This is a genomic window from Streptomyces sp. NPDC008086, assembly GCF_042957325.1.
GTDB lineage: Bacteria > Actinomycetota > Actinomycetes > Streptomycetales > Streptomycetaceae > Streptomyces.
Genome location: NZ_JBIBIA010000002.1, coordinates 260,653 through 282,757 on the forward strand (window position 1 = coordinate 260,653; position 22,105 = coordinate 282,757).

At 72.7% G+C, this 22,105-nt stretch carries 20 protein-coding genes; 5 read left to right on the forward strand and 15 right to left on the reverse strand.

Annotated features, from left to right (window positions below; all coding sequences use genetic code 11):
• Positions 1-126: 126 nt before the first annotated feature.
• Both ACFZBP_RS07140 and ACFZBP_RS07145 read left to right on the forward strand, forming a co-directional pair.
• A complete protein-coding gene (locus ACFZBP_RS07140) occupies positions 127-1,845 on the forward strand; it encodes a PA14 domain-containing protein (protein WP_391410733.1) in 1,719 nt (572 codons plus the stop codon).
• A gap of 96 nt (positions 1,846-1,941) precedes the next feature.
• Positions 1,942-4,023, forward strand: coding sequence for a PA14 domain-containing protein (locus ACFZBP_RS07145; protein WP_391410735.1), 2,082 nt, complete (start codon positions 1,942-1,944; stop codon positions 4,021-4,023).
• Between the two features lie 27 nt (positions 4,024-4,050).
• Here the strand turns inward: ACFZBP_RS07145 and lxmJ are convergent, their stop codons facing one another.
• From lxmJ to lxmA, 9 genes are all read right to left on the reverse strand, one after another.
• Positions 4,051-5,022: a F420-dependent peptide dehydroalanine reductase LxmJ gene (gene lxmJ, locus ACFZBP_RS07150; protein WP_391410737.1), complete on the reverse strand. Its 972-nt coding sequence runs from the start codon at positions 5,020-5,022 to the stop codon at positions 4,051-4,053.
• Positions 5,019-6,308, reverse strand: coding sequence for an insulinase family protein (locus ACFZBP_RS07155; RefSeq protein ID WP_391410739.1), 1,290 nt, complete (start codon positions 6,306-6,308; stop codon positions 5,019-5,021). The genes lxmJ and ACFZBP_RS07155 overlap by 4 nt, the downstream gene beginning before the upstream one ends.
• Entirely contained in the window at positions 6,305-7,597 is a 1,293-nt protein-coding gene (locus tag ACFZBP_RS07160; RefSeq protein WP_391410741.1) for an insulinase family protein, read from the reverse strand. The genes ACFZBP_RS07155 and ACFZBP_RS07160 overlap by 4 nt, the downstream gene beginning before the upstream one ends.
• Positions 7,594-8,403: a methyltransferase domain-containing protein gene (locus ACFZBP_RS07165; protein WP_391410743.1), complete on the reverse strand. Its 810-nt coding sequence runs from the start codon at positions 8,401-8,403 to the stop codon at positions 7,594-7,596. Before ACFZBP_RS07165 ends, ACFZBP_RS07160 begins: the two co-directional genes overlap by 4 nt.
• Complete coding sequence (locus ACFZBP_RS07170) at positions 8,400-9,461, reverse strand: T3SS effector HopA1 family protein (protein ID WP_391410745.1); 1,062 nt, start codon at positions 9,459-9,461, stop codon at positions 8,400-8,402. Before ACFZBP_RS07170 ends, ACFZBP_RS07165 begins: the two co-directional genes overlap by 4 nt.
• On the reverse strand, positions 9,458-10,879 hold the full coding sequence (gene lxmK, locus ACFZBP_RS07175) for a class V lanthionine synthetase subunit LxmK (RefSeq protein ID WP_391410747.1): 1,422 nt from the start codon (positions 10,877-10,879) through the stop codon (positions 9,458-9,460). The genes ACFZBP_RS07170 and lxmK overlap by 4 nt, the downstream gene beginning before the upstream one ends.
• A complete protein-coding gene (locus ACFZBP_RS07180) occupies positions 10,876-11,817 on the reverse strand; it encodes a hypothetical protein (RefSeq protein ID WP_391410749.1) in 942 nt (313 codons plus the stop codon). The genes lxmK and ACFZBP_RS07180 overlap by 4 nt, the downstream gene beginning before the upstream one ends.
• The gene (gene lxmD, locus ACFZBP_RS07185; protein WP_391410751.1) at positions 11,814-12,422 is read right to left on the reverse strand and encodes a peptide terminal cysteine decarboxylase LxmD; all 609 of its coding nucleotides are present in this window, start codon (positions 12,420-12,422) and stop codon (positions 11,814-11,816) included. Before lxmD ends, ACFZBP_RS07180 begins: the two co-directional genes overlap by 4 nt.
• Before the next feature lie 108 nt (positions 12,423-12,530).
• On the reverse strand, positions 12,531-12,749 hold the full coding sequence (lxmA, locus tag ACFZBP_RS07190) for a lexapeptide family class V lantibiotic (protein WP_234767991.1): 219 nt from the start codon (positions 12,747-12,749) through the stop codon (positions 12,531-12,533).
• 279 nt (positions 12,750-13,028) lie between these two features.
• Here lxmA and ACFZBP_RS07195 point away from each other — a divergent pair, with 279 nt between their 5' ends.
• On the forward strand, positions 13,029-14,795 hold the full coding sequence (locus ACFZBP_RS07195) for an ABC transporter ATP-binding protein (protein ID WP_383456332.1): 1,767 nt from the start codon (positions 13,029-13,031) through the stop codon (positions 14,793-14,795).
• Positions 14,796-14,831: 36 nt separating this feature from the next.
• Positions 14,832-15,461: a hypothetical protein gene (locus tag ACFZBP_RS07200; protein WP_383456329.1), complete on the forward strand. Its 630-nt coding sequence runs from the start codon at positions 14,832-14,834 to the stop codon at positions 15,459-15,461.
• Between the two features lie 67 nt (positions 15,462-15,528).
• Here ACFZBP_RS07200 and ACFZBP_RS07205 read toward each other — a convergent pair whose 3' ends face one another.
• Positions 15,529-15,786, reverse strand: coding sequence for a helix-turn-helix transcriptional regulator (locus ACFZBP_RS07205; RefSeq protein ID WP_383456325.1), 258 nt, complete (start codon positions 15,784-15,786; stop codon positions 15,529-15,531).
• Between the two features lie 280 nt (positions 15,787-16,066).
• Here ACFZBP_RS07205 and ACFZBP_RS07210 point away from each other — a divergent pair, with 280 nt between their 5' ends.
• Positions 16,067-17,077, forward strand: a complete 1,011-nt coding sequence (locus tag ACFZBP_RS07210; protein WP_391410755.1) for a LuxR C-terminal-related transcriptional regulator — start codon at positions 16,067-16,069, stop codon at positions 17,075-17,077.
• Positions 17,078-17,233: 156 nt separating this feature from the next.
• On the opposite strand, the gene ACFZBP_RS07215 is transcribed toward ACFZBP_RS07210, so the two are convergent.
• From ACFZBP_RS07215 to dnaK, 5 genes are all read right to left on the reverse strand, one after another.
• The gene (locus ACFZBP_RS07215; protein ID WP_383456319.1) at positions 17,234-17,491 is read right to left on the reverse strand and encodes a hypothetical protein; all 258 of its coding nucleotides are present in this window, start codon (positions 17,489-17,491) and stop codon (positions 17,234-17,236) included.
• Between the two features lie 349 nt (positions 17,492-17,840).
• A complete protein-coding gene (locus tag ACFZBP_RS07220; protein WP_383456313.1) occupies positions 17,841-18,296 on the reverse strand; it encodes a heat shock protein transcriptional repressor HspR in 456 nt (151 codons plus the stop codon).
• 5 nt (positions 18,297-18,301) lie between these two features.
• On the reverse strand, positions 18,302-19,486 hold the full coding sequence (dnaJ, locus tag ACFZBP_RS07225) for a molecular chaperone DnaJ (protein WP_383456311.1): 1,185 nt from the start codon (positions 19,484-19,486) through the stop codon (positions 18,302-18,304).
• Between the two features lie 36 nt (positions 19,487-19,522).
• On the reverse strand, positions 19,523-20,179 hold the full coding sequence (grpE, locus tag ACFZBP_RS07230; RefSeq protein WP_383456308.1) for a nucleotide exchange factor GrpE: 657 nt from the start codon (positions 20,177-20,179) through the stop codon (positions 19,523-19,525).
• On the reverse strand, positions 20,179-22,026 hold the full coding sequence (gene dnaK / locus ACFZBP_RS07235; protein ID WP_383456304.1) for a molecular chaperone DnaK: 1,848 nt from the start codon (positions 22,024-22,026) through the stop codon (positions 20,179-20,181). The genes grpE and dnaK overlap by 1 nt, the downstream gene beginning before the upstream one ends.
• Positions 22,027-22,105: the final 79 nt, after the last annotated feature.

The window sequence follows — 22,105 nt, forward strand, 5'->3', positions numbered from 1 at the left end:
GCTACAACCCCTCCACCAAAAATCGATCAAGGAACCGGTTGAGAACTGCACAACCAACGTCATACCTCGCGAGTCGTGATCACGACAGCTCGCTCAGCGCTGTCCCGTACTCGACCAGAGGATCGAATGAACCCAGCCAGACGCACGACCGCCGCGGCCGCGACGACGGTCGTGCTCGCCACCGCGGGCACGCTGCTCACGACGGCCCCCTCCGCGTCCGCCGCCGTGACCTGTGCCGCGCCCGTCTTCAAACGGCAGTTCTACGCGAACACCACCTTTTCGGGCACCGCGAAGAGGACGGACTGCGACACCGCGATCGACCAGAACTGGGGCACGGGCGCCCCGGCCTCGGGCCTGCCGAAGGACAACTTCTCCGTCCGCTGGACCGTGACCCGGGACTTCGGCTCCGGCGGCCCGTTCTCCTTCGCCGCCTCCGCCCAGGACGGCATCCGCGTCTACCTCGACGGCAGCCGCAAGGTCGACCTGTGGAAGAACGTGTCGACGACCGCCAAGAAGACGGTCAACGTCACCGTCCCCGCCGGCAAGCACACCCTGCGCGTCGACTTCGCCAACTGGACCGGGACCGCGAACGTCAAGTTCGCCTACACCCCCCGCACCTCGGCGACCGTCGACAAGGTCAGGCCGCTCATCCCGACCGGCACCACGGTCGCGTACGACAAGGCCACCGGCCGGGCGAAGCTCACCTGGGCGAAGAACAAGGAGATGGACCTCGCCGGGTACCGCGTCTACCGCCGCCTCAAGGGCGCCGCGTACGGCGTCACCCCGCTGGTGACGACCGCCTCCACCACCCACACCGACGCCACGCTGCCGGTGACCGGGGCCGCGTACTACTACGAGGTCCGCGCCTACGACAAGGCGGGCAACGAGTCGGCCGGTACGGCGGACCAGCTCGTCACCACCGCCGACCGCACCGCTCCCGCCGTGCCCGCCGCACCGACCACCGCCTCCGAGGAGGAGGGGCTGCGGGTCGGCTGGAGCGCGGTCGAGGGCGCGGCGTCGTACCGGGTGTACCGGGCGTCGAGCACGAGCGGCACGTACACGCGGGTGGGCAGCACCGCCCAGGTCTCCCATTTGGACACCTCGGCCGTGGAGGACACGACCTACTACTACCGGGTGACCGCCCTGGACGCGGCCGGCAACGAGTCCGCCCGGTCCGTCGCCGTCAGCGGCAAGCGCCGGGACATCACCCCGCCGTCCGCCGTCACCGGGGTGACCGTCACGCCGACCGAGTACGGCTTCCGGGTGCGCTGGGACGCCAACCCGACCGCCGACCTGGCGAGCTACGCGGTCCGCCGGGGCGAGCTCCTCGGCGACGAGGAGGAGAAGGTCTGCTCCCTGTACCCCGGCTTCCACGTGTCGGCGGACACCACCTCGTACGACTACGCCGTCCTCCCCGACGGCGAGGAGAGCTGCTTCATCGTCGACGCCATCGACGACGCCGGGAACTCCTCCTTCCGGTGGACCGGCGAGGCCCAGATCGTGGTCGCGACGGAGCTGGACACGACTCCGGCCGTCGCGACGCCGGACGGCTCTTTGCTGACGCTGGAGGCGACTCCGGCCGAGGGTGCCGAGGGCAACCGGCTGACCTGGAGCGGGCTCGGCGAGGACGCGCCCGAGGCCGCGGGCGGCTACCGCCTCTACCGCTGGAACCCGGACAGCTCCGCCTACGAGAAGATCGCCGACACCGGCGCCGGCGGGTTCGAGTACTTCGACACCGGAGCCGAGCGCGGCACCACGTCGTACTACTGGGTGACCGCGGTGGCGACGGACGGCACGGAGTCGCTCCCCGCGGCGGACTGGGCGGTCACCGCACCCGCGGCCTGACCCACCCGCCGCGGCCGTACAACCAAACGGTGTAGCTGCTGGTCCTGTTCGGCGACGGTTGATCACCGCCGTCGCCGAACAGGACTGAAGGACCGCATGAACCCAGTCAGACGTACGACCGCGGCCACCGCGACCGCCGTCGTGCTCGCCACCACGGGCGGCCTGCTCACGGCCCTCGCCACGCCCGCGTCCGCCGCCGTGACCTGCACGTCGCCGGTCTTCAAGCGGCAGTTCTTCGCGAACACCGCCTTCTCCGGTACTCCCAAGAAGACCGACTGCGACAACGCCATCGACCAGAGCTGGAGCGGCGCCCCGGTCTCCGGACTGCCGAGGGACAACTTCGGCGTCCGCTGGACGGTCACCCGGGACTTCGGCTCCGGCGGCCCGTTCTCGCTGGCCGCCTCCGGGCTGGACGGCGTCCGCGTCTACGTCGACGGCAGCCGCAAGGTCGACCTGTGGAAGAACACCTCCACGACCGTGTCCAAGACGGTCAACGTCACCATCCCGTCCGGCAAGCACACCCTGCGCGTCGACTACGTCAACTGGACCGGCAGCGCCCGGGTCAAGTTCGGCTACACGCCCCGCACGTCGGCGACCGTCGACAAGGTCAAGCCGCTCACCCCGGCCGGCACCTCGGTGACGTACGACAAGGCCACCGGCCGGGCGAAGCTCACCTGGGCGAAGAACAAGGAGATGGACCTCGCCGGGTACCAGGTCTACCGCCGCCTCAAGGGCGCCGCGTATCCGGGCAAGCCGCTCGCGACGGCCACCTCCGCCGCCACCTCGTACACGGACACCCCGCCGGCGACCGGCGAGACGTACTACTACGAGGTCCGCGCCCAGGACAAGGCCGGCAACGTCTCCGGCGGCAGCACCGACCAGCCCGTCACCACCGTCGACCGCACCGGCCCGGCCGCGCCCACGGGGCTCACCGCGCACGGCGACCTGTGGGGCATGATGATCGAGTGGGACGCCGCGCCGGAGGCGGTCTCCTACGAGCTCTTCGAGAAGGACCAGGCCACCGGCTCCCTGACCCTGCTCAAGCAGCAGACCGGGACCTCCTTCGTCCACCACGTGGGTCACGACGAGACGAAGCACACCTACCTGGTCCGGGCCCTGGACACGGCCGGGAACGCGGGCGCGTACTCGACGCCCGTCACCTCCGACGGCATCGACCGCACGCCGCCGGACGCACCGCAGAACCTGCGGGCGACGGCCACCTACGACGCGGTGCGGCTGCACTGGACCATGCCGGAGGGCCGCCTCTCCGACGAGATCAACAACGACGCCTACTTCACGGTGCTGCGCTCGCCCGGCACCACGCTGGGCGCGGACGCGGTGGCCGTGCCCTGCGACGTGAACACGACGCTCAACAGCGCCGCCGGCGAGTACTCCTTCGGGTGCGCCGACGAGGAGTTCGAATTCGGCACCACCTACACCTACGCCGTCGCCATCAACGACTGGCAGGACAACCGTTCCGCGCCCTCCAACCCGGTCACCGTCACCACCTCCGACCGCACCGCCCCACTCCCCCTCACCGGCCTGACGGCCACGCCCCGCGCCGACGGCACGGAGCTGCGCTGGAACACCCCGGCCGACGACGACATCGCCTCCTACCGCGCGCTGCGCGGGGTACGGCAGGACGACGGCACCGTGAAGTGGATCGGCGAGCTGGCGCACTGCGTGGACAACGCCGAGGACCCGCTGGCCATGCTCTGCATCGACATCCCGGACGGCGAGACCTACGTCTACACGGTCATCGCCGAGGACGTGTGGGGCAACGAACTCTCCGCGACCGACCCGTCGATCCCCGTCGTCACCGCCACGGAGCTGAACATCGTCCCGGCCGAGCCGATCGGCAAGGACTTCGAGGCGGGCGGCCCGCTGTACGGCGGCGGAGGCTGGACGGTCGCCGAGGCGGCGAAGCCGATCGAGTGGCACTGCTCCGGCGACGTCTGCGCCCAGGTCACCGAGTACCGGGTGAGCCGCTGGAACCCCGGGACCCAGACCTACGACCTGCTGGGCACGGTCTCCCCGACCACGGCCTACTACCAGACCTACAACGACACCACCCAGCCGCTGGGTTCCGTCTCCTACTACCGCGTCGTCGGGGTCCTCGCGGACGGCACGGAGACGGCCGCCGCGCATCCGTGGAAGATCCGCCCGGACCTCCTCTGAGGCGTCGCAGGCCCGGCCCAGGCCTGGCTACCGCATCGCCCCGACGATCTCCTCCAGATCTCTCACCGCCGCGTGGACGCCCTCGGTGAGCAGGACGGCCGTGGGATTGAGGAGGATCTCGTCGACGCCGGCCGCGTGGTAGGTCGCGAGGGTCGCGGCGATCTCGCTCGGGGTGCCGGTGACGACGACGTCGGCGCGCAGTAGTTCGGCCGCGGGGTCGGGTGCGTCGAGGTCGACGCCCGCGCGGCGCAGCATGTCGGCGTAGTGCGGGGCGCGCAGATGGGTGCCCGCGGCGGCCTCCGCCAGGCGGCGCGGGTCGCGGCCGGGGCGGCTCACGGCCACGTGGACCGCCGTGGCGATGCGGGGGCGCGTGGCGCGGCCCGCCTCGGCGGCACCGGCGGCCAACCGGGGTGCGAGGGTGCGGCGTACGTAGTCCGGCGGGGTCATCCAGGTGATCGCCACGTCCGCGGTCGCACCGGCCGTACGGGCCATGCCGGGCCTGAGCACCCCGGCGCCCACCTCCACCGGCGCGTGCGGGCCGACCGGCGGCAGGGTGGCGTGGAGTCGGTGGTACGGGCCGTCGTGCGCCACGCTCTCGCCGGCCAGCAGGGCCCGTACGGAGGTGACGTACTCCCCGACCGCCGTGCGCGGGCTGCGGTACGGCTCGGGGGCGAGACCGCTCGCGAACTCCGGGGTGCCGATGCCGTATCCGGCGACGACCGGCTGCCCGGTGAGCAGCGCCAGGGAACGCGCCTGGAGCGCGGCCTCGTACGGGTGCCGCAGCGGCATCAGGGTGACCGCCGTGCCCACCGGCACGGTGTGGCCCATGCCCGCGAGGTGGGCCAGCACCTGGTGCGGTTCCGCCCGGAAGGACTGGCACAGCCAGAGGCGACGGGCGCCGGTGCGTGCCACCAACTCGGCGAAGGGTGCGACCAGTTCAGGGTGGTCGGGCTGGAGGGGGTAGAGGACGGCCGGGGGTGCGGGTGCGGGTGCGGTCACGGTGTGAGTCCTTCGGGCGCCGGTGCGGGGTCGGCGGTGTGGTCGAGGGTGGCCACCAACGTGCGGGCCGGGGCCAGGAACCGCGCGGCCGCCTGCGCGATGTGGGCGTCCGTCACCTCGGCCAGCGCGTCCGGGTAGCGGGTCAGCCAGTCCAGGTCCAGGCCGCCCGCAGCGAAGCCCGCGAGGGCGCTGGCCTCCTCCGCCCGGGTGGCGAGGGCGAAACGGGTGAACCCGGCCGCGTACCGGCGGGCGCGGTACGCCTCCCGGGGCGTGGGCCCGGCCTCGGCCAGCTCGGCGAGACAGCCGGTGACCTCCTCGGCGAGCCGGTGCCCGGTGCCGGGGGCGCCGGCGCAGTCGATCTCCAGCCAGCAGCCGGCGCGGTTCTGCCGGATCCGGGCGTCGACGGCGTACGCAAGCCCGTGCCGCTCGCGCAGCCGCCGGGTGAGCCGCGAGGAGGCGTGGCCGCCGAGGACGATCTGGGCCAGGTGCAGCGCGGTGTGCGCGGGGTCGGGGGCGGGGACGGCCGGGCCGGCGGTGAGCAGCAGTGCCTGGTCGGTGGACGGGTCGTGCAGGGCGAGCCGTCCCGGGGTGGGTTCACGGCGTGGGAAGGGCGGCAGGTGCAGTCCGGACGGACCGCCGGACCACGCGCCCAACTCCTCGCGCACCCGCGTCAGTACGCGCTGCGGGGACTCGCCGCCCAGCACCAGGAGCACGGCTCCCCGGGGGACGATCACCCGGTGGTGCAGGTCGAGCAGGTCGACCTCCTCCCGTGCTGCGGTGCCGGGGGCGTCGTCGACCAGGGGGTGCGGGCCGCCGAAGGCATGGCGGAGCTGGGCCCGGCGCAGACGGGTGCGGGGGCCGGGGGGCGGCTGTGCCGCGGGGCCGGTCACCACGGGCGCGGTCGGCCCGTACGCCGGGCGCAGCAGCAGCTCGGCCAGCAGCTCCAGCGCGCCCGGCAGCTCCTCCCCCGGCACGCTCACCGACAGCACCAGCTGCTCGGCGGTCACCACGGTGCTGAACTCCGCCCCGAGGTCGGCCGCCCGGTCGGCCACGGCCTGCCGGTCGCGGAGGGTCGTGGCGGTGCCGAGACGGGCCGCGAGCAGGTCCTGCGCGGGGCGCAGTGCGGGTTCGGTGCGGGCGTACGGCAGGACGAGCCGCAGCTCGGCGAGCGGGGCGCCCGGCACGTGCACGAGGGCGGTGTCCAGGCCGTTCGGCAGGACCGTGCGGAGGGTCTCGCGGGCGGCGGGCCGCCGTGGCGCCGGGCGGGGCGGCGAGGCGACCGTCATGGGGCGACTCCCTCCAGGGTGTGGACGGTTCGGGGTGCGGCGAGCAGGGCGCGGGCGGCGGACGACACGTCGGCGGCGGTGACGGCGGCCAGGTGGCGGGGCAGGGCGTCGGGTCCCGCACCCTCGCTGTCCCCCGGGAAGAGCAGCGCGGCCCGGCCGTGGGTGACCGCGCGGGCGGTGAGCGAGTCGGCCTGGCGGTGACAGGCGGCGCGCAACACGGTCACCGCGCGGCGCAGTTCGGGCCCGTTCGGCGGTGCGGCCGCCACCGCGGCGAGGGCGTCCAGCCACCGGCCGACGGCTTCCTCGGTGCCGATGCCGGGTGCCCGGCCGAGCAGGACGAGCGCGAGGTCGGGGGCGGCCGAGGCGAGCCACTGCCCCTGGTAGCCGCACATCACGCTCGCCGCGTCCACGGCCCCGCGCTCGGCGACCAGCCGCCGCAGCCGCTCGCGGCGCAGGAGCTCGCAGAGGACGACCTGGGCGAGGTACGGGCCGAGCCCCTGGCGTGGATCGGCCAGGGCGTGTCCGACGGCGACGCCGTTCCTTCCGTACGGGATGGCGGGCCGGGGTTCGTCCCCGCCGAGCTCCCGCCGTACGACCTGATCGGACGCATCGGCCGGCCCGGGATCCCGAGCCTCTCGGTCGCACGCCTCTCGGCCCCACGCCCCGAACTCCCGCTCCACCAGCTCCCCCACCAGCCCGGCGTCCACGTCCCCGACCACGGACAGCACGGCCCGCTCGGGGCGGTAGTGGCGGCGGAAGAACGTCTCCGCCTCCCCGACCGTGGCGTCGCGCAGGTCCGTCGTGGTGCCGTAGGCGTCCCGGGCGCCGGGGTGGAGGGCGGTGAGGACGGTGTCCCACAGGCGGCTGCCGGACCCGGCGGCGCGGATCTCCTCGCCGATGACGGCCACCTCGGAGCGCACGGTCGCGGGCGACGGCTCGAAGCGCAGCAGCCGGCGGGCCTCGTGGGCGAGGATGTCGGGCAGCGCGTCGGCGGGCACCACGGTGTGGAAGACGGTGTGGTCGCGGTGGGTCTCGGCGTTGCACATGCCGCCCACCTCCTGGACGAGGGCGACGAAGGAGTCGTCGTCCCCGCCGGACGCGGACCCGGACGCGGATCCGGACGACTGGTTGCGCGGGAACATCAGGTGCTCCACGAGGTGGGCCATGCCGTGCCGGCCGGCTGGATCGTCGCCGCCGCCGGCGGCCACGGTCAGGGCCACGGCCACGAGCCCGCGTCCGGGGGTCTCCTCGGTGACCAGCCGCAGGCCGCCGTCCAGCCGGAGGCTCACGGCAGCGGCCGGTACACGGAGACGCACATCTTGCGGCTGTCGCCCCCGTCGAAGGGCTGCTCGCGCCAGCCGGAGTAGCGGGCGGACAGCTCCAGGCGAGCGATCCCGGCGAGCAGGTCCAGCTCGCTCGGCCACAGGTAACGCATCACCGTGGTCGCGGACTTGGGCGGCTCGCCGTCGAGGAAGAGGGTGTTGTGCACCATCATGTTCTGCGAGGCGGGCAGCACCCCGATCGACTCGATCATGGCGCCGCGCCCCGCGATCGGGTACGTGCTGATCTCGTTCTTCTTCTGTACGTGGTAGTCGCTGGGGTCGAACGTCTCGATCACGACGTGTCCGTCCGGCGCGGTGTGCCGGGCCACGGCGTGCACGAGGGCGATCTGCTCGTCCGGGGTGACCGCGCAGCACAGGGAGTTGAAGGGCGCGAGGACGACGTCGAACGTGCGGCCCAGGTCGAGGGCGGCGAAGTCGGCGTGCACGGGGGTGATCCGGCCCCCGGGGTCCTTCTCGGCGAGCCGGGCGAGCATGCCCTCGGAGGAGTCGACGCCGTGCACCCGGAAGCCCTTGTCGGTGAGCGGCAGCGCCACCCGGCCGGTGCCGACGCCGAGTTCGAGCACGCTCGCCCCGGGCGCGGTGAGGGTGAGGAGGAAGTCGGCGATGTCCTCCAGGTCCGGGGTGGAGGGGTAGATCTCGTCGTACACCTCGGCGAGCGCGTCGCTGTAGGCGGTGGTCAGGGCGGTGCCGAGCCCGCCGGACACGGCGTCCGCCGGGGTGTCGGCCGGGGCCTCGGTGGTCGTCGTGGTCATCGTGCGTCTCCCGGGCGGGTGTCGAGGTTGTTCTGGGGGTGCAGCGGGTCGATTCCGGCCTCGTGGAAGGCCCGTACGACGAACTCGGCGGGCGCGTGCGGGCCGTCGGCCAGGGCGTGCGCGATGAGTCCGGAGGCGAGGGCGAAGGCGCGGTGCTGGCCGAAGCTCATGCCGTTCTGGCCGGGGCGCGGGTCCTCGGGGTCCCAGGCGGCGGCCACCCCGGGCGCGAGTTCCTCGGTGAACACCGAGGTGGCGGGGCCGGTCAGGGTGCCGGCGTGCGGGGCCACGGCCGCCGCGACCGCGCGCTCGCCGGGGAGGTGGTCGCCGTGCAGGTACACGACGACGGCGTCGCGGCGCGGGAAGTCCTGCGGGTCGGAGAGCACCTTCGCGTGGTAGCGGGCGCCCGCCGTCTCCAGCGCGTCGAGCGCCGCGCCCCACAGCACGACGGCCGCGTCCGCGTCCCGCGCGTGCAGGAAGAGCCGGCGTACGGCACCGGCGGGGCGGGGCAGCGGGCGGGAGCCCATGACGTAGAAGAACCCGGGGGACAGCGCGGGCCGCGCGGCCTCCAGCGCGAGTTCGACGTACGCGCCGGGCGCGGGCGGCGTGGCCGGGGCGAGCAGCCGGTCGGCCGGGACGCGCACGGTGACCTCCGCGAGGCGTACGACGAGCTGGTCGCCGTCCGGCCGCGACAGCACCTCGACGAGGCGGCCCCGGGTGGGCGTGGTCCGGTGCGGCACGGCCGCGGCGAGCCGCTCCTCCAGGGCGGGGTCGCGCAGGGTGCGCCGGGGCGGCGGCCCGTCGGGCAGGGCACCGCCCTGGTGCCGGCCCGCGTGGAGTTCCTCGTACAGCGCGTTGGTGAGCCGCCCACGCAGGTCACGCGGGCTGTCGGCGCTCACCGTGCGCCCGGCGACGGTGGCCTCGCGGGCGCCCCGCGCGACGGCGACGGCGTCGAGCGCGGCGGCCAGCCGGGGCGCGAGGCCCCGGTACCGGACGTCGGGGGACGCGTCCGGTACCGGGGGGTCCAGGAGGGGGTGGGGCGGGGGGACGGCGAGGGTCATCGGGGGGTGCTCCCGTTCCGGGCGGTCTCGACGCGCACGTCGCGCGGCGCGTGCGAGTCCTGTGTGTCGCGGTTCCTGAGTGGCGCGGGCGGGCCATGGGGGTCGGTGGAGCCATGAGGCGGGCGCGGGCCGTCCGGCGCCGCCTCTTCCCTCGGGCCTGTGTGCCGCCCCGGGCGGTACGGGTGGGTGCGGGCGGCCGACGTGCCGCTCGGCTGGGGCGACGCGGGCAGGTTACGAGGGCCGGCCGACCCGCGCGGCGTGTGCGCGTCGCTCGCGGGCGTCAGGCCGAGGGTGTGTGCCGCGGCTTCCGGGCCGAGGAGGACCGTGCGGCCGATGCCGGCGGCCGCGCGGGCGACCGGGTTGAGGGTGGCGTGGGACTCGGCCGTGGCGATCAGCCGGTCGAACATGTGCCACCCGGCGTACGCGGCGGCCCGTCCGGGCAGCCCGGCGTCGGGGGTACGGAACTCCAGATAGCCCTGCCAGAAGGCGCTGATCCGGGGCAGATGGCGGCGCAGACTGGCCGAGCCGCGCGCCACGATCTCCTCGTGCGACAGCCCGAACCCGGGGGTGCCGCCCTCCTGTTGGGGCGTGCCCTCGCCCGTCGGCGCGAACACGGAGTAGGTGGCGTGGAAGAGCCACTCCCCGGCGAACGCGCCCACGTCCCGCGCGGGGTCGGCGAGCCGGAACTCCTCCCAGTCGCACAGGTAGAGGTCCCCGGCGCCCTCCCGCGCCCGGATGAACTGGTCGAAGCGCAGGTCGCAGTGGGTCGGCGCGTGCGGCACCGTCTTCTCCAGGTCCCGCAGCCGGTGCAGCGCCGCGACGACCTCGGTGTCGTCCTGGACCAGCTGCCAGGCGGCGATCTGCGCCATGCTGCGCTCCTGGACGGCGCTCCACGGCAGGGCCTTCAGCCAGGCCAGCGGCGGCAGCGGTGCCTCGCTGGTGTCCACGTCCTCGGCGGGGCCGAGCCCGTGCAGGGCGCCGACGGCCCGCCCGGCCGCACGGCACAGCTCGTCGTCGAAGTCGCCGTCCAGCGCCAGTTCGGCCCCGGAACGGGCCCCCGGCACCAGTCGGTGCACGGTCACCCCGGCCGCGCGGTCCGCGCCGAGCAGCGCGGGCGACCGCAGCGGCGACCCCGACGGCAATCGCCGCTCGGCCAACTCCTCGAAGCTAAGGGCGCGTTGGAGTTCGGGGCAGTCGCCGTCCGGCGTCAGGGCGACCGTCTTGACGAAGACCTGCTCGCCGGTCGTGGTCGGCCCGGCCCAGTTGTCGTTGCGGCCGCCGAACGCGGTGACCGCCGCCGCGTCGAGGCGGCCGAGGCCTAGCCGCTCCAGCAGCGCGTTCACGGCGGGCACGGTCTCCAGCTCGGTGGGCCGGTAGCGCTGCCGCGTGGGCGGCCGTTCGGTCGTCGTGGTGGTCATGGTGTGGCTCCCCCGGGGACCGCGCGGCGGCCCTCCTCGTCGATCAGGTCAGCGATGAAGGCGGTGTAGTCGATGAGTTCGTCGCTCCAGCCGCGGTACGCGGCGAAGTCCCGCATGTGCAGGGCGATCCGCAGCACCGCCGCCCGGGCCGCCAGCTCCCGGTCCGCGCCGGGCCCGTACGCGTCGAGCAGCACGCCGGGCAGATCGGGACCCTGGCCGCCGTCCCCGAACACCGGTACCGCCCAGGCCAGTTCCGCCAGGTCGCCCAGCAGCCAGCCCAGGTCCAGCTCGGGCCGGCCGGCCCCCAGGTCCTCGCCGGTCAGCAGCGCCACCGGACCCCGGTGCAGGGGCGGGACCAGCGCGCCGAGGGAGGCGAAGCCGTGCACGAGGACCGTCTCGCCGGGGGCGGCCAGTTCGGCGCTCCAGGCGCGGAGCCGTTCCAGCCGGGCGGTCCCCCAGGCGCGTACGACGTGCTCACGCAGCCGGCGTACGGCGGCGGGCTCGGGCGCCTGCGGGTCCCGGCCCTCGACGAAGGACCGCAGGCGTGCGAGCACGGGCGGGACGTCGGTGGTGGGCGCGTCCGTCGTGTGCAGCGCACGCAGCGCGGCGCCGGCGGCGGCCAGCGCGTGCGCGACCAGCAGCCGCGCCTGCGGGCGCGCGTCCCGTAGCCAGGCGGCGGCCGAGTACGGCCCGTCGGCGAGATGGGCGAGGCCGTCGCCCACGAGGCGCGCGGTGGCGAGACAGGCACCCCGGGGCACGTACGGCACGAGCGGCGCGGTCAGTGGTCCGGCACGGTCCGCGCCCGGCCCGTGCCACCACTCGTAGCGCCCGTCGGCGGTACGCGTGACGCGGGTGACCTGGAGACCGGTGCCGTACTCCGCGACCGGCTGGGCGGACGCCGGCGCAGGGGTGACCGGCTGTCCGACGGCCGCCGTCACTCCTCCTCCCCCCGCTGTGTCCGCGCGTACGCGCCCACGCACAGCCCCATCAGCTCCGAGAGCGGGACCGAGCCGCCGTCCTCGCGTTCGCCGGTGCTCGCGCTGACCGCGGGCACGGTCGGCGCGACGACGACACCGGGGCGGGCCCGCAGGGCGTCGAGGTGCGCCTGCACGACGGGGCTCAGCTGGGCGCGGGGCGGCAGCGAGGGGGCCACGCCGACCAGGGCGGCGGTGGACTGCAGGGCGCACAGCAGCGGGGTGTCGGTGAGCCCGAGGGCGTACCGGCTCAGGAAGTGCATCGTCGCCGGGTGGACGAGGACGAGATCGGGCCAGGCCGCCAGTTCCACATGCGGGGCGGTGCCGGGTTCCGCGTCGTTCCAGTCGTCGGTGACCACCCTGTTCCCACAGAGTGTGGATATCGCGTCCGCCGAGACGAACCGGCGGGCGGAACGGGTCAGCACGACCCTTTTCTCCATCTCCGGAAACGTGTTGTTCAGCCAGTTGGTCCAGAAGGGCAGGAATGCCACGCTGAGCGCTCCGGTGCCCACGAGGAGCACTCGGCGGAATCCGGGATCCGCGACACCGGTGGGGTCCGGGACCTCCATGAGCGTCCTCCTGGGAAAGCTCGGAAAGTGGTGTGGTTGCCCGGGGAGGGACCGGACCGGCTGGCCGGCGCCGGCCCCTCCCCGCGGGTCACTGCTCGGGGAACCCGATCAGCACTTGTTTTCGATGGTCTTGGCGGTCAGCGAGCCCAGGGCCGCGGCGCACTGCTGCGAGGAGCGGGCCGTGATGATGGTCGCGCGGATCGCCCACGGGATGGTCGGGCTGAACGCGGGCGCGGCGTCCTTGCCGTCGTACAGGCCCAGCTCCTCGGCGGAGGTGTAGGCGGTGTAGCCCTCGAACAGGTCCATCTCGTTCTGCGTGGACTGCATGAGTCTCTCCCTTTGGTGAATAACCGAAGTGGATTACGGCCGTTGGGTTTCCGGCCGCTTTCCGTCCGCCGCTGTTCGCTGCGGACAGGAGAAATATGACCTACCGAAAAGACCGTCCGCTATTGGCAGTTGCGGCATGACCGCCGTAGGCAATACCTCTCCAGGCAATACCGCCCGAGGCAATACCTCTCCAGGCATGACCTGCCCGGCATGGCCGAAAACGGCATTGCCGCATCCGCCAATACCGCCGCCCCCGCCCGTACGCGTAAAAAGACCAGGGTGAACTCACCTGACTCATCAACCAACCAGGCCCCGCGGCCCGCGCCCCGGCCGCCGCTGCGGGCCCTGCTCGCCCACGCGCGCCCGCACCGGCGCGTCCTCGTGCTGGTCCTGGCGCTGACCCTCGCGGGCAGCGCGGCGGGGCTGGCCCAGCCGATGGTCGTCGAGTCGGCGCTCACGGCGCTCATGACCGGCGGCGGCCTCGGCGACGAGATCCTCCTCATGCTCGGCCTGCTGGCCGTGTCGATCGCCCTCACCTGGAGCCAGGCCCTGGTGAGCGAGCGCACGGCCGAGAAGGTCGTCCTCCAGGTCCGCAAGGGCCTGATCCACCGTCTGATCCGGTTGCGTACCGCCGAGCTGGACCAGACCGAGCCCGGCGGCCTGACGACCCGGGTGACCTCCGACAGCACGCTCGTGCAGCACGCGGCGACCAGCGGGCTCATCCAGCTGCTCGACGGGGGCATCCATCTGCTCGCCACCATCGTCCTGATGGGCATGACCAGTCTGCCGCTGCTCGGCATCACCTCCGGCGTCCTGCTGGTGGTCGGTGTCGCCATGGGCGTGGTGATGCCGCGGATCCGCCGGGTGACCACGCGGGCGCAGACGTCGGTCGGCGAGATCGGCGCCGCGCTGGACCGCTCGCTCGGTGCCGCCCGCACGGTCAAGGCCAACGGCGGCGAGGCGACGGAGACCGCGCGGGCCGTGGCCGCCGCCGAGGACGCCTACCGGGCGGGTCTGGCAGGCGCCCGCTACCAGGCCACGATCGCGGTGCTCTCGGCGCTGGTGGTGCAGGCCTCGTTCCTCGCGGTCATCGGCTTCGGCGGCGCCCTGGTCGCGACCGGGGCGCTGGACCTGGCCGCGCTGATCGCGTTCCTGCTCTACCTGTTCAACCTCGGCGGCCCGGTGCTCTCCCTGGTCGGCGGCACGGCCTCCCTCCAGCAGGGCCTCGGCGCGCTCGCCCGGATCGAGGAGGTGGAGCGCATGGAGATCGAGACGGACGTGGACGAGACCCCCGCCCGCCCGACCGGCCCGGCGCCCCGCGTCACCCTGGAGAACGTCACGTTCGCCTACCAGGGCCGCGCCACCACCCTCGACGACGTCAGCCTCACCGCCCCGGCCGGCGCCGTCACCGCGCTCGTCGGCCCGTCCGGCAGCGGCAAGACGACCGTCTTCTCCCTGCTCCAGCGCTTCTACGACGTGGACGGCGGCCGCATCCTGCTCGACGGCACCGACATCGCCGGCCTCAGCCGCGCCGAGGTGCGCCGCCGGATCGCGTACGTGGAGCAGGACACCCCCATGCTGGCCGGCACCCTGCGCGAGAACCTGCTGTACGCCGCTCCCGACGCCACCGGCGAGGAGGTCGACCGGGTCCTGCGGGACACCCTGCTCGACTCCCTCGTGGCCCGGCTCCCGGAGGGCCTCGACACCCATGTCGGCGCCCGTGGCCTCGCCCTGTCCGGCGGCGAACGCCAGCGGCTGGCCATCGCCCGCGCCCTGCTGCGCCGCCCGCAGGTGCTGCTGCTCGACGAGGCGACGGCCCACCTCGACGGGCTGAGCGAGACCGCGCTGCGGCACACCGTGGAGCGTGCCGCCGAACACTGCACGGTCCTGCTGATCGCCCACCGGCTCTCCACGGTGACCTCCGCCGACCACATGGTGCTGCTGGCCGGCGGCCGGGTACGCGACCATGGTCGGCACGGGGAACTCCTGGGCAGGGACGAGCTCTACCGGGACCTCGCGGCCACCCAGCTGACGACGACGAACTGACCACCCGTCAGAAACAGAGAAGCAAAGGAAGATCCCATGCCGAAGGACCCGGCACCCGCACCCGCCTCCGCGGCCACCGACGCGAACGACCCCCACGCGTACGACGAGTACGACGACCACGACGAGTACGAGGACGACGAGTACGAGCCGAAGCCCGTCGTCGAGACCGTCGCGGAGGAAGAGCGGTTCGGCACGATAACGGTCCGGCTCGACATGGAGGCGGGCGAGGTCACCGTCGAGGGCGAGTCGGTCCCCCGGGTCGAACTGCTGCGCGCGCCGGAGACGGAGGCCGACGACCACATCCCGATCGGCACCCGGGACGCGGACCGGCTCACGCTGACCGTGGACGGCGAGGAGGCCGTCATCGATCCCGCCAAGGGCCGGCTGACCCGCCGCTCCTACCGCGTCGACGTCCGCCACGCGGACCACACCTGGCGCCTGGTCCCCGACTCCATCCCGGGCAGCCGTCTGCTGCGGGACGACGAGCACATCGGTGACTTCTCCTCCGACGGCGACGGACGCGTGCTCGCCGAGTGGCGCGAGGGCGTCGAGCCGGAGGCCCTGGACGTGGTCGTCGGCTACGCCCTCGCCGCCGCCTTCGGCACGGGCGCCCAGCCCATGTGGATGCTCGCGGTGGAGGCGGCGAGCGAGATGCTGCCCGGCTGACCACGCCGGGGAACGACCGAGGGCCCCTCCGGCTTCCGCCGGAGGGGCCCTTCACATACGGCAGTTGTCACACGCGGTGGCCGCCCGCGTCCCCCCTGATGTCATCGGCGTACAGATGGGAGACGATCGCCGCCTCGAACCGCGACTTGAGGTCGAGCTTGCGCACGATGCTGGTGGTGTGGGCCCGTACCGTGCGCTCCGCGATGCCCAGCCGGCGGGCGAGCCAGCGGTTCTGCTCCCCCGTGGCGAGCAGGAGCAGGACCTCCCGCTCGCGGTCGGTCAGCGCGGAGAAGTCCAGCGCGTCCTCCCGTACGACAACAGTCATGTGTTTCCCCCAGTCGGTGTTCGGTTGTGTCGGTCCGTGTCCGACGCGTTCCAGACTGCCAAGCGCCGGCGCGCCGGACAGGGCGCGTCCGCAGCAGCTTGCTGCACGGCGCCGACACGATCCTGCCGACGGCGCGCCGCCTCGAACCGACGCGTCCTTGACCAACGCGTTACCCTGTGTCCGAATCAAAAAGGTGGATTCCGCATCGTCGCGGCCTGACCAGCCATACGCGGTGATGCCCGCCACCGACCCTGGTCGCAACGGGGAACACGGGGGAAGGATGAACAGCGCGGGCGGCATGGGCCTGTTGGGCATCTCCGCGATGGAGGAACGCGTCTACCGGCATTTCCTGAGGAATCCGGACACACCGACGGAGGACATCCATCTGCTCCTCCACACACCGCAGGACGACGTCCGCGCCGCCCTGGACCGGCTCACCGAACTGGGGCTGCTGCGCCGCGCGGAGCACGGGGACGCGCCGGCCGGCAGTCTGACGGCGACGGACCCGGAGATCGCGGTCGGCCTGCTCACCGACCGAAGACTGAGCGAGCTGCACCATGAGTTGCAGCAGGTGACCAGGCCCCGTCACCTGGTGGCGGAGCTCCGGGCGGAACAGGGCGCCCACCTGCCGTCGGGCGGCGGTGCGGAGCGCATGACGAACCTCGCCCAGATCCGCAACCGCATCGACGACCTCGCCTTCTTCGCCCGCGAGGAGATCCTCTCCGTCGAGCCCTACAAAGCGCTCACCCCGGAGAACATCGAGCACGCTCGCCCGCTGGACAAGCGCTGTCTGCGCCGGGGCGTGCACATCCGCAGCGTCGTCCTCAAGGAAGCCCTGGACGACCCGCCGACCGCGGCCTACCTGCGCGAACTCTCCGCCCAGGGCGCCAGCATCCGAGCCGCCTCCGACATCGCCGAACGCATCCTCGTCTACGACCGCCACACCGCCCTGGTCCCGGCCGACCCCGCGGACACCTCACGCGGCGCCCTCGTCGCCCAGGAGTCGGGCCTGGTCGCCAGCATCCTCTCCCTCTTCGACAAGATCTGGAACCAGTCCACCGACCTCGCCCACCTCCTCGCCGAGCCACCCCCCGACGCGGCCCCCCTCTCCCCCATGGAACTGAAGGTCCTCCAATCCATGTGCCAAGTCACCAAGGACGAGATCGGCGCCCGCCAACTGGGCATCTCCCTACGCACCTACCGCCGCCACGTAGCCGACCTCCTCCGCCACCTCAACGCCACCAACCGCCCCCACGCGGCCCTACTGGCCCGCGAACGAGGCTGGATCTGACCACGGGCCATGAGTCGGCCGCTTCTCGACGCCGGCCCAGGCCTTTTCAGCCCGTCCGGCGTTTGAGGACGAGGCCCGCAGGGCCGACAGCGGGGGTCTGGGGGCGCAGCCCCCAGGGAGGGGACGGGTAGGGGCGGCGGGGGCGAGGAACGCGCGTCAGCCGTCCTCCGCGCGCCACGCCCCCAGCGCCGGATCCCCCAGCACTTCCCCCCACCACACCTTCACCGCGTCATCCGCCGAACCCGACGGGGGCCGGATCCGCAGATGGATCCGGCCCCCGTCCTCATCGAGCCGCCAGTCATGGCCCCAGCCCTCGGGCAACTTCCCGATCACCCTGATCACCGCGGTCACGGCAGCCGCGTCCCCACCCGCTCTACGGACCAGCACCCGGTCCTGGAACTCCACAGCCCTCATCCACTCCGCTCACGTTCACTGCCACCCGTTCACGGCCACCAGAACCGACGGCCCACCCCGCCCCACGACGGTCACCCCCGCACTCACCGGCAACGCAACCAGCAACGCCACCGCGAGCACCGAAAGCCCTCTCCTGCGGACGCCTTTCGTCGCCGTCATGTCCGTGGCCCCCGCGTTCCCCGTGTTCCCCCTGTTGTCCATGCCCACGACTCTGCCAGCGCGCACCGCCCCCCTCCAGAGCGACCGCTGTCAGGATCCTGCAGGACAAGGACCGCTTCCTGTCACCACCCAACGCGCAGGGCCCGGAGGTTCATCAGAACCTCCGGGCCCACCCACGAACGACCACGCGTCAGTCGGACTGCTGCTTCCGCTTCGGCGGCCGCCACACCACCAACGCACTGGTCTGCTGCACTTCCTGATACGGCACCAGATCCCGCCGGTACGACGCATGCACCGCCGCCTCCCGCTGCTGCATCGCCGCCGCGGCCCCCTCGACGGCCGACTGCAACTCGGCCACCCGGGACTGCAGCGCCGCTACCTGGTTCTCCAGTTCGATGATCCGCTTGATGCCGGCCAGGTTGATGCCCTCGTCCTGCGACAACTGCTGGACGGTGCGCAGCAGTTCGATGTCACGGGCCGAGTAGCGCCGCCCCCGTCCGGCGGTGCGGTCGGGAGAGACCAGCCCCAGACGGTCGTACTGGCGCAGGGTCTGCGGGTGCAGGCCGGACAGCTGGGCCGCCACCGAGATGACGTAGACCGGGGTCTCCTCGGTCAGTTCATACGGGTTGCGTCGACGACCGTCCATCTGACTCATGCTCCCTTCGCGGCCTGGAACAGCTCCGCCCGCGGGTCCTCGCCCGCGGTCGCCTCGCGATACGCCTCCAGTGCGTCACGAGCCTTCCCCGTCAGGTCCTTGGGAACACTCACCTCGACGGTGACCAGTAGGTCGCCGCGGGTGCCGTCCTTGCGGACCGCGCCCTTGCCCCGCGCCCGCATGGTGCGGCCGTTGGGCGTGCCGGGCGGCAGTTTCAGGGTGACCGGCGGTCCGCCCAGGGTGGGGACCCTGACCTCGCCGCCGAGGGCCGCCTCCGTGAAGGTCACGGGGACGGTCACCGTGAGGTTGTCCTCCTTGCGGCCGAACACCGGGTGCGCGTCGACGTGCACGGTGACGTACAGGTCACCGGCCGGACCGCCGCGCTCCCCGGGCGCCCCCTTGCCGCGCAACCGGATGCGCTGCCCGTCCGACACTCCGGCCGGGATGCGGACCTGCATGGTCCGGGACGACTTCGCCCGGCCGCTGCCCTTGCAGTCCGGGCACGGGTGCTCGGCGATCAGGCCGCGCCCCTTGCAGTCGGGGCAGGGGTCGGTCAGCGAGAAGCCGCCGCCCGAGCCCCGCGCCACCTGGCCGGTGCCGACGCAGGTCGGGCACACCCGCGGTGTGCCGTTCTTGTCGCCGGTGCCGGCGCAGGCCTTGCAGGGCGACTGGGAGGACATGCGCAGCGGGACCGTCGCACCCTCGATCGCCTCGGTGAAGCTGAGGTTGACCTCGGTGTCGATGTCCTGGCCGCGCCGGGGCTGGGTACGGGTCGTCCCCGTGCCGCCGCGGTTGAACAGGCCCCCGAAGACGTCACCGAGTCCGCCGCCGAAGCCGCCGGCTCCCCCTTGGCCGCCCTGGGCGCCGCCTCCGAAGAGGTCGCCCAGGTCGAAGTTGAAGGAACCACCGCCCGCGCCGCCCGGCCCCGGGCGGAAGCCGCCGTTGCCGAAGAGGGCGCGCGCCTCGTCGTACTCCTTGCGCTTCTTGGGGTCGCCGAGGACGTCGTTCGCCTCGGAGATCTCCTTGAAGCGCTCCTCCGCCTTGGCGTTGCCCTTGTTGGCGTCCGGGTGGTACTCGCGGGCGAGCTTGCGGTACGCCTTCTTGATCTCGGCCTCGGTGGCGTCCTTGGGGACGCCGAGGACCTTGTAGAAGTCCTTCTCGATGAAGTCCTTGGTGCTCATCCTCGACGTCCCTCCTCTCTCGTCGTCAGTTCAACGTCAGCCCTCGTCCGGGCCACCGCTCTCCTTGTCGTCGGCCGCCTCGGTCGCCTCGTCGGCCTTGACGGTCTGCGCGCCCGGCTGGGGCTCGGCGACGGCCACCCGCGCGGGGCGGATGGTGCGCTCGCCGATGCGATACCCCGGCTGGAGGATCGCGACGCAGGTCGTCTCGGTGACGTCCGGCGCGTACGAATGCATCAGGGCCTCGTGGATCGTCGGGTCGAAGGGCTCGCCCTCCTTGCCGAACTGCTGAAGGCCCATCTTGGCCGCGACGGTCTCCACCGACTCCCCGACGGACTTGAATCCGCCGACGAGTTCGCCGTGTTCCCGTGCGCGGCCGATGTCGTCGAGCACGGGCAGGAGCTCGGTCAGGAGGTTCGCGATGGCGATCTCCTTGACCGCGATCCGGTCACGCTCGACGCGGCGGCGGTAGTTCTGGTACTCGGCCTGGAGCCGCTGGAGGTCCGCCGTGCGCTCACCGAGCGCGGTGCGCACCTGGTCCAGCTGGGCCACCAGACCCGCGTCTGCTGCTCCGTCCCCGGCCGGGGCCGCCCCCTCCGCGTTCGAGGAGGGCGCGGCCTTCGACTCGGCGCCGTCGGGGGTCGCGCCGGAGGGGACGTCGGGCTTCTCCTCGAAGCCCGGGGTCTCCTCCGTCATTACGCGACACCGTCCTTGCGCTCGTCGTCCACGATCTCGGCGTCCACGACGTCGTCGTCGGCGGCCTTGCCACCCGGGGCGGCGCCCTCGGGACCGCCCGCGGCCTGCGCGCCCTGAGCGTCGGCGTACATGGCCTGGCCGACCTTCTGGGAGACGGCGGCGACCTTCTCGGTGGCGGTGCGGATCTCGGCGGTGTCCTCGCCCTTGAGCGCGGTCTTCAGCTCCTCGACGGCGGCCTCGACCTCGGTCTTGACCTCGCCGGGGACCTTGTCCTCGTTGTCCTTGAGGAACTTCTCCGTCTGGTAGACGAGCTGCTCGCCCTGGTTGCGGGTCTCGGCGGCCTCGCGGCGGCGGTGGTCCTCGTCCGCGTACTGCTCGGCCTCCTGGCGCATCCGGTCGACCTCGTCCTTCGGCAGCGAGGAGCCGCCGGTGACGGTCATCTTCTGCTCCTTGCCCGTGCCCAGGTCCTTGGCGGTCACGTGCATGATGCCGTTGGCGTCGATGTCGAAGGACACCTCGATCTGCGGCACGCCGCGCGGGGCCGGCGGCAGACCGGTCAGCTCGAACATCCCGAGCTTCTTGTTGTACGCCGCGATCTCGCGCTCGCCCTGGTAGACCTGGATCTGCACGGACGGCTGGTTGTCCTCGGCCGTGGTGAAGATCTCGGACCGCTTGGTCGGGATCGTGGTGTTGCGCTCGATGAGCTTGGTCATGATGCCGCCCTTGGTCTCGATACCGAGGGACAGCGGGGTCACGTCGAGGAGCAGGACGTCCTTGACCTCACCCTTGAGGACACCGGCCTGGAGCGAGGCGCCGATGGCGACGACCTCGTCCGGGTTCACGCCCTTGTTGGCGTCCTTGCCGCCGGTCAGCTCGCGCACGAGCTCGGCGACGGCGGGCATACGGGTGGAGCCACCGACGAGGACGACGTGGTCGATCTCGTTGATGGAAACGCCGGCGTCCTTCATGACGTTGAAGAACGGCGTCTTGCAGCGCTCCAGCAGGTCCGCGGTCAGCTGCTGGAACTGGGCCCGGGTGAGCTTCTCGTCCAGGTGCAGCGGGCCCTCGGCGGAAGCCGTGATGTAGGGCAGGTTGATCGAGGTCTCGGTGGACGAGGACAGCTCGATCTTGGCCTTCTCGGCGGCCTCGCGGAGGCGCTGGAGGGCCATCTTGTCCTTGGCGAGGTCCACGCCGTGACCGGACTTGAACTGCTGCACCAGGTAGTCGACGACGCGCTGGTCCCAGTCGTCACCACCGAGGTGGTTGTCACCGTTGGTGGCCTTCACCTCGACGACGCCGTCGCCGATCTCCAGCAGGGACACGTCGAAGGTGCCGCCACCGAGGTCGAAGACGAGGATCGTCTGGTCGTCCTTGTCGAGGCCGTACGCGAGCGCGGCCGCGGTGGGCTCGTTCACGATGCGCAGGACGTTCAGACCGGCGATCTCGCCGGCCTCCTTCGTCGCCTGGCGCTCGGAGTCGTTGAAGTACGCCGGGACGGTGATGACCGCGTCGGTCACCTTCTCGCCCAGGTAGGACTCGGCGTCCCGCTTCAGCTTCTGGAGGATGAAGGCGGAGATCTGCTGCGGGTTGAAGGGCTTCCCGTCGAGCTCCATCTTCCAGTCGGTGCCCATGTGACGCTTCACGGACCGGATGGTCCGGTCCACGTTGGTCACCGCCTGACGCTTGGCGACCTCGCCGACGAGCACCTCACCGTTCTTGGCGAAGGCGACGACGGAAGGCGTGGTCCTGGCGCCCTCGGCGTTGGTGATGACGGTGGGCTCGCCGCCCTCCAGAACGCTGACGACGGAGTTAGTCGTGCCCAGGTCGATGCCGACCGCACGTGCCATGGTGAATTCCTCCAGCTGACTTGAGTGGAACGGACTCAAGTGTGCATGACGGCTTCCACTCGGTCAACAGAGCTGAGTC

Coding starts and splice junctions, on each gene's coding strand:
- ACFZBP_RS07140 (WP_391410733.1), top strand. CDS start 127: ATGAACCCAGCCAGACGCACGACCGCCGCGGCCGCGACGACGGTCGTG.
- ACFZBP_RS07145 (WP_391410735.1), top strand. CDS start 1,942: ATGAACCCAGTCAGACGTACGACCGCGGCCACCGCGACCGCCGTCGTG.
- ACFZBP_RS07155 (WP_391410739.1), bottom strand. CDS start 6,308: ATGACGGTCGCCTCGCCGCCCCGCCCGGCGCCACGGCGGCCCGCCGCC.
- ACFZBP_RS07165 (WP_391410743.1), bottom strand. CDS start 8,403: ATGACCACGACGACCACCGAGGCCCCGGCCGACACCCCGGCGGACGCC.
- ACFZBP_RS07170 (WP_391410745.1), bottom strand. CDS start 9,461: ATGACCCTCGCCGTCCCCCCGCCCCACCCCCTCCTGGACCCCCCGGTA.
- lxmK (WP_391410747.1), bottom strand. CDS start 10,879: ATGACCACCACGACGACCGAACGGCCGCCCACGCGGCAGCGCTACCGG.
- lxmD (WP_391410751.1), bottom strand. CDS start 12,422: ATGGAGGTCCCGGACCCCACCGGTGTCGCGGATCCCGGATTCCGCCGA.
- lxmA (WP_234767991.1), bottom strand. CDS start 12,749: ATGCAGTCCACGCAGAACGAGATGGACCTGTTCGAGGGCTACACCGCC.
- ACFZBP_RS07200 (WP_383456329.1), top strand. CDS start 14,832: ATGCCGAAGGACCCGGCACCCGCACCCGCCTCCGCGGCCACCGACGCG.
- ACFZBP_RS07205 (WP_383456325.1), bottom strand. CDS start 15,786: ATGACTGTTGTCGTACGGGAGGACGCGCTGGACTTCTCCGCGCTGACC.
- ACFZBP_RS07210 (WP_391410755.1), top strand. CDS start 16,067: ATGAACAGCGCGGGCGGCATGGGCCTGTTGGGCATCTCCGCGATGGAG.
- ACFZBP_RS07215 (WP_383456319.1), bottom strand. CDS start 17,491: ATGAGGGCTGTGGAGTTCCAGGACCGGGTGCTGGTCCGTAGAGCGGGT.
- ACFZBP_RS07220 (WP_383456313.1), bottom strand. CDS start 18,296: ATGGACGGTCGTCGACGCAACCCGTATGAACTGACCGAGGAGACCCCG.
- dnaJ (WP_383456311.1), bottom strand. CDS start 19,486: ATGAGCACCAAGGACTTCATCGAGAAGGACTTCTACAAGGTCCTCGGC.
- grpE (WP_383456308.1), bottom strand. CDS start 20,179: ATGACGGAGGAGACCCCGGGCTTCGAGGAGAAGCCCGACGTCCCCTCC.
- dnaK (WP_383456304.1), bottom strand. CDS start 22,026: ATGGCACGTGCGGTCGGCATCGACCTGGGCACGACTAACTCCGTCGTC.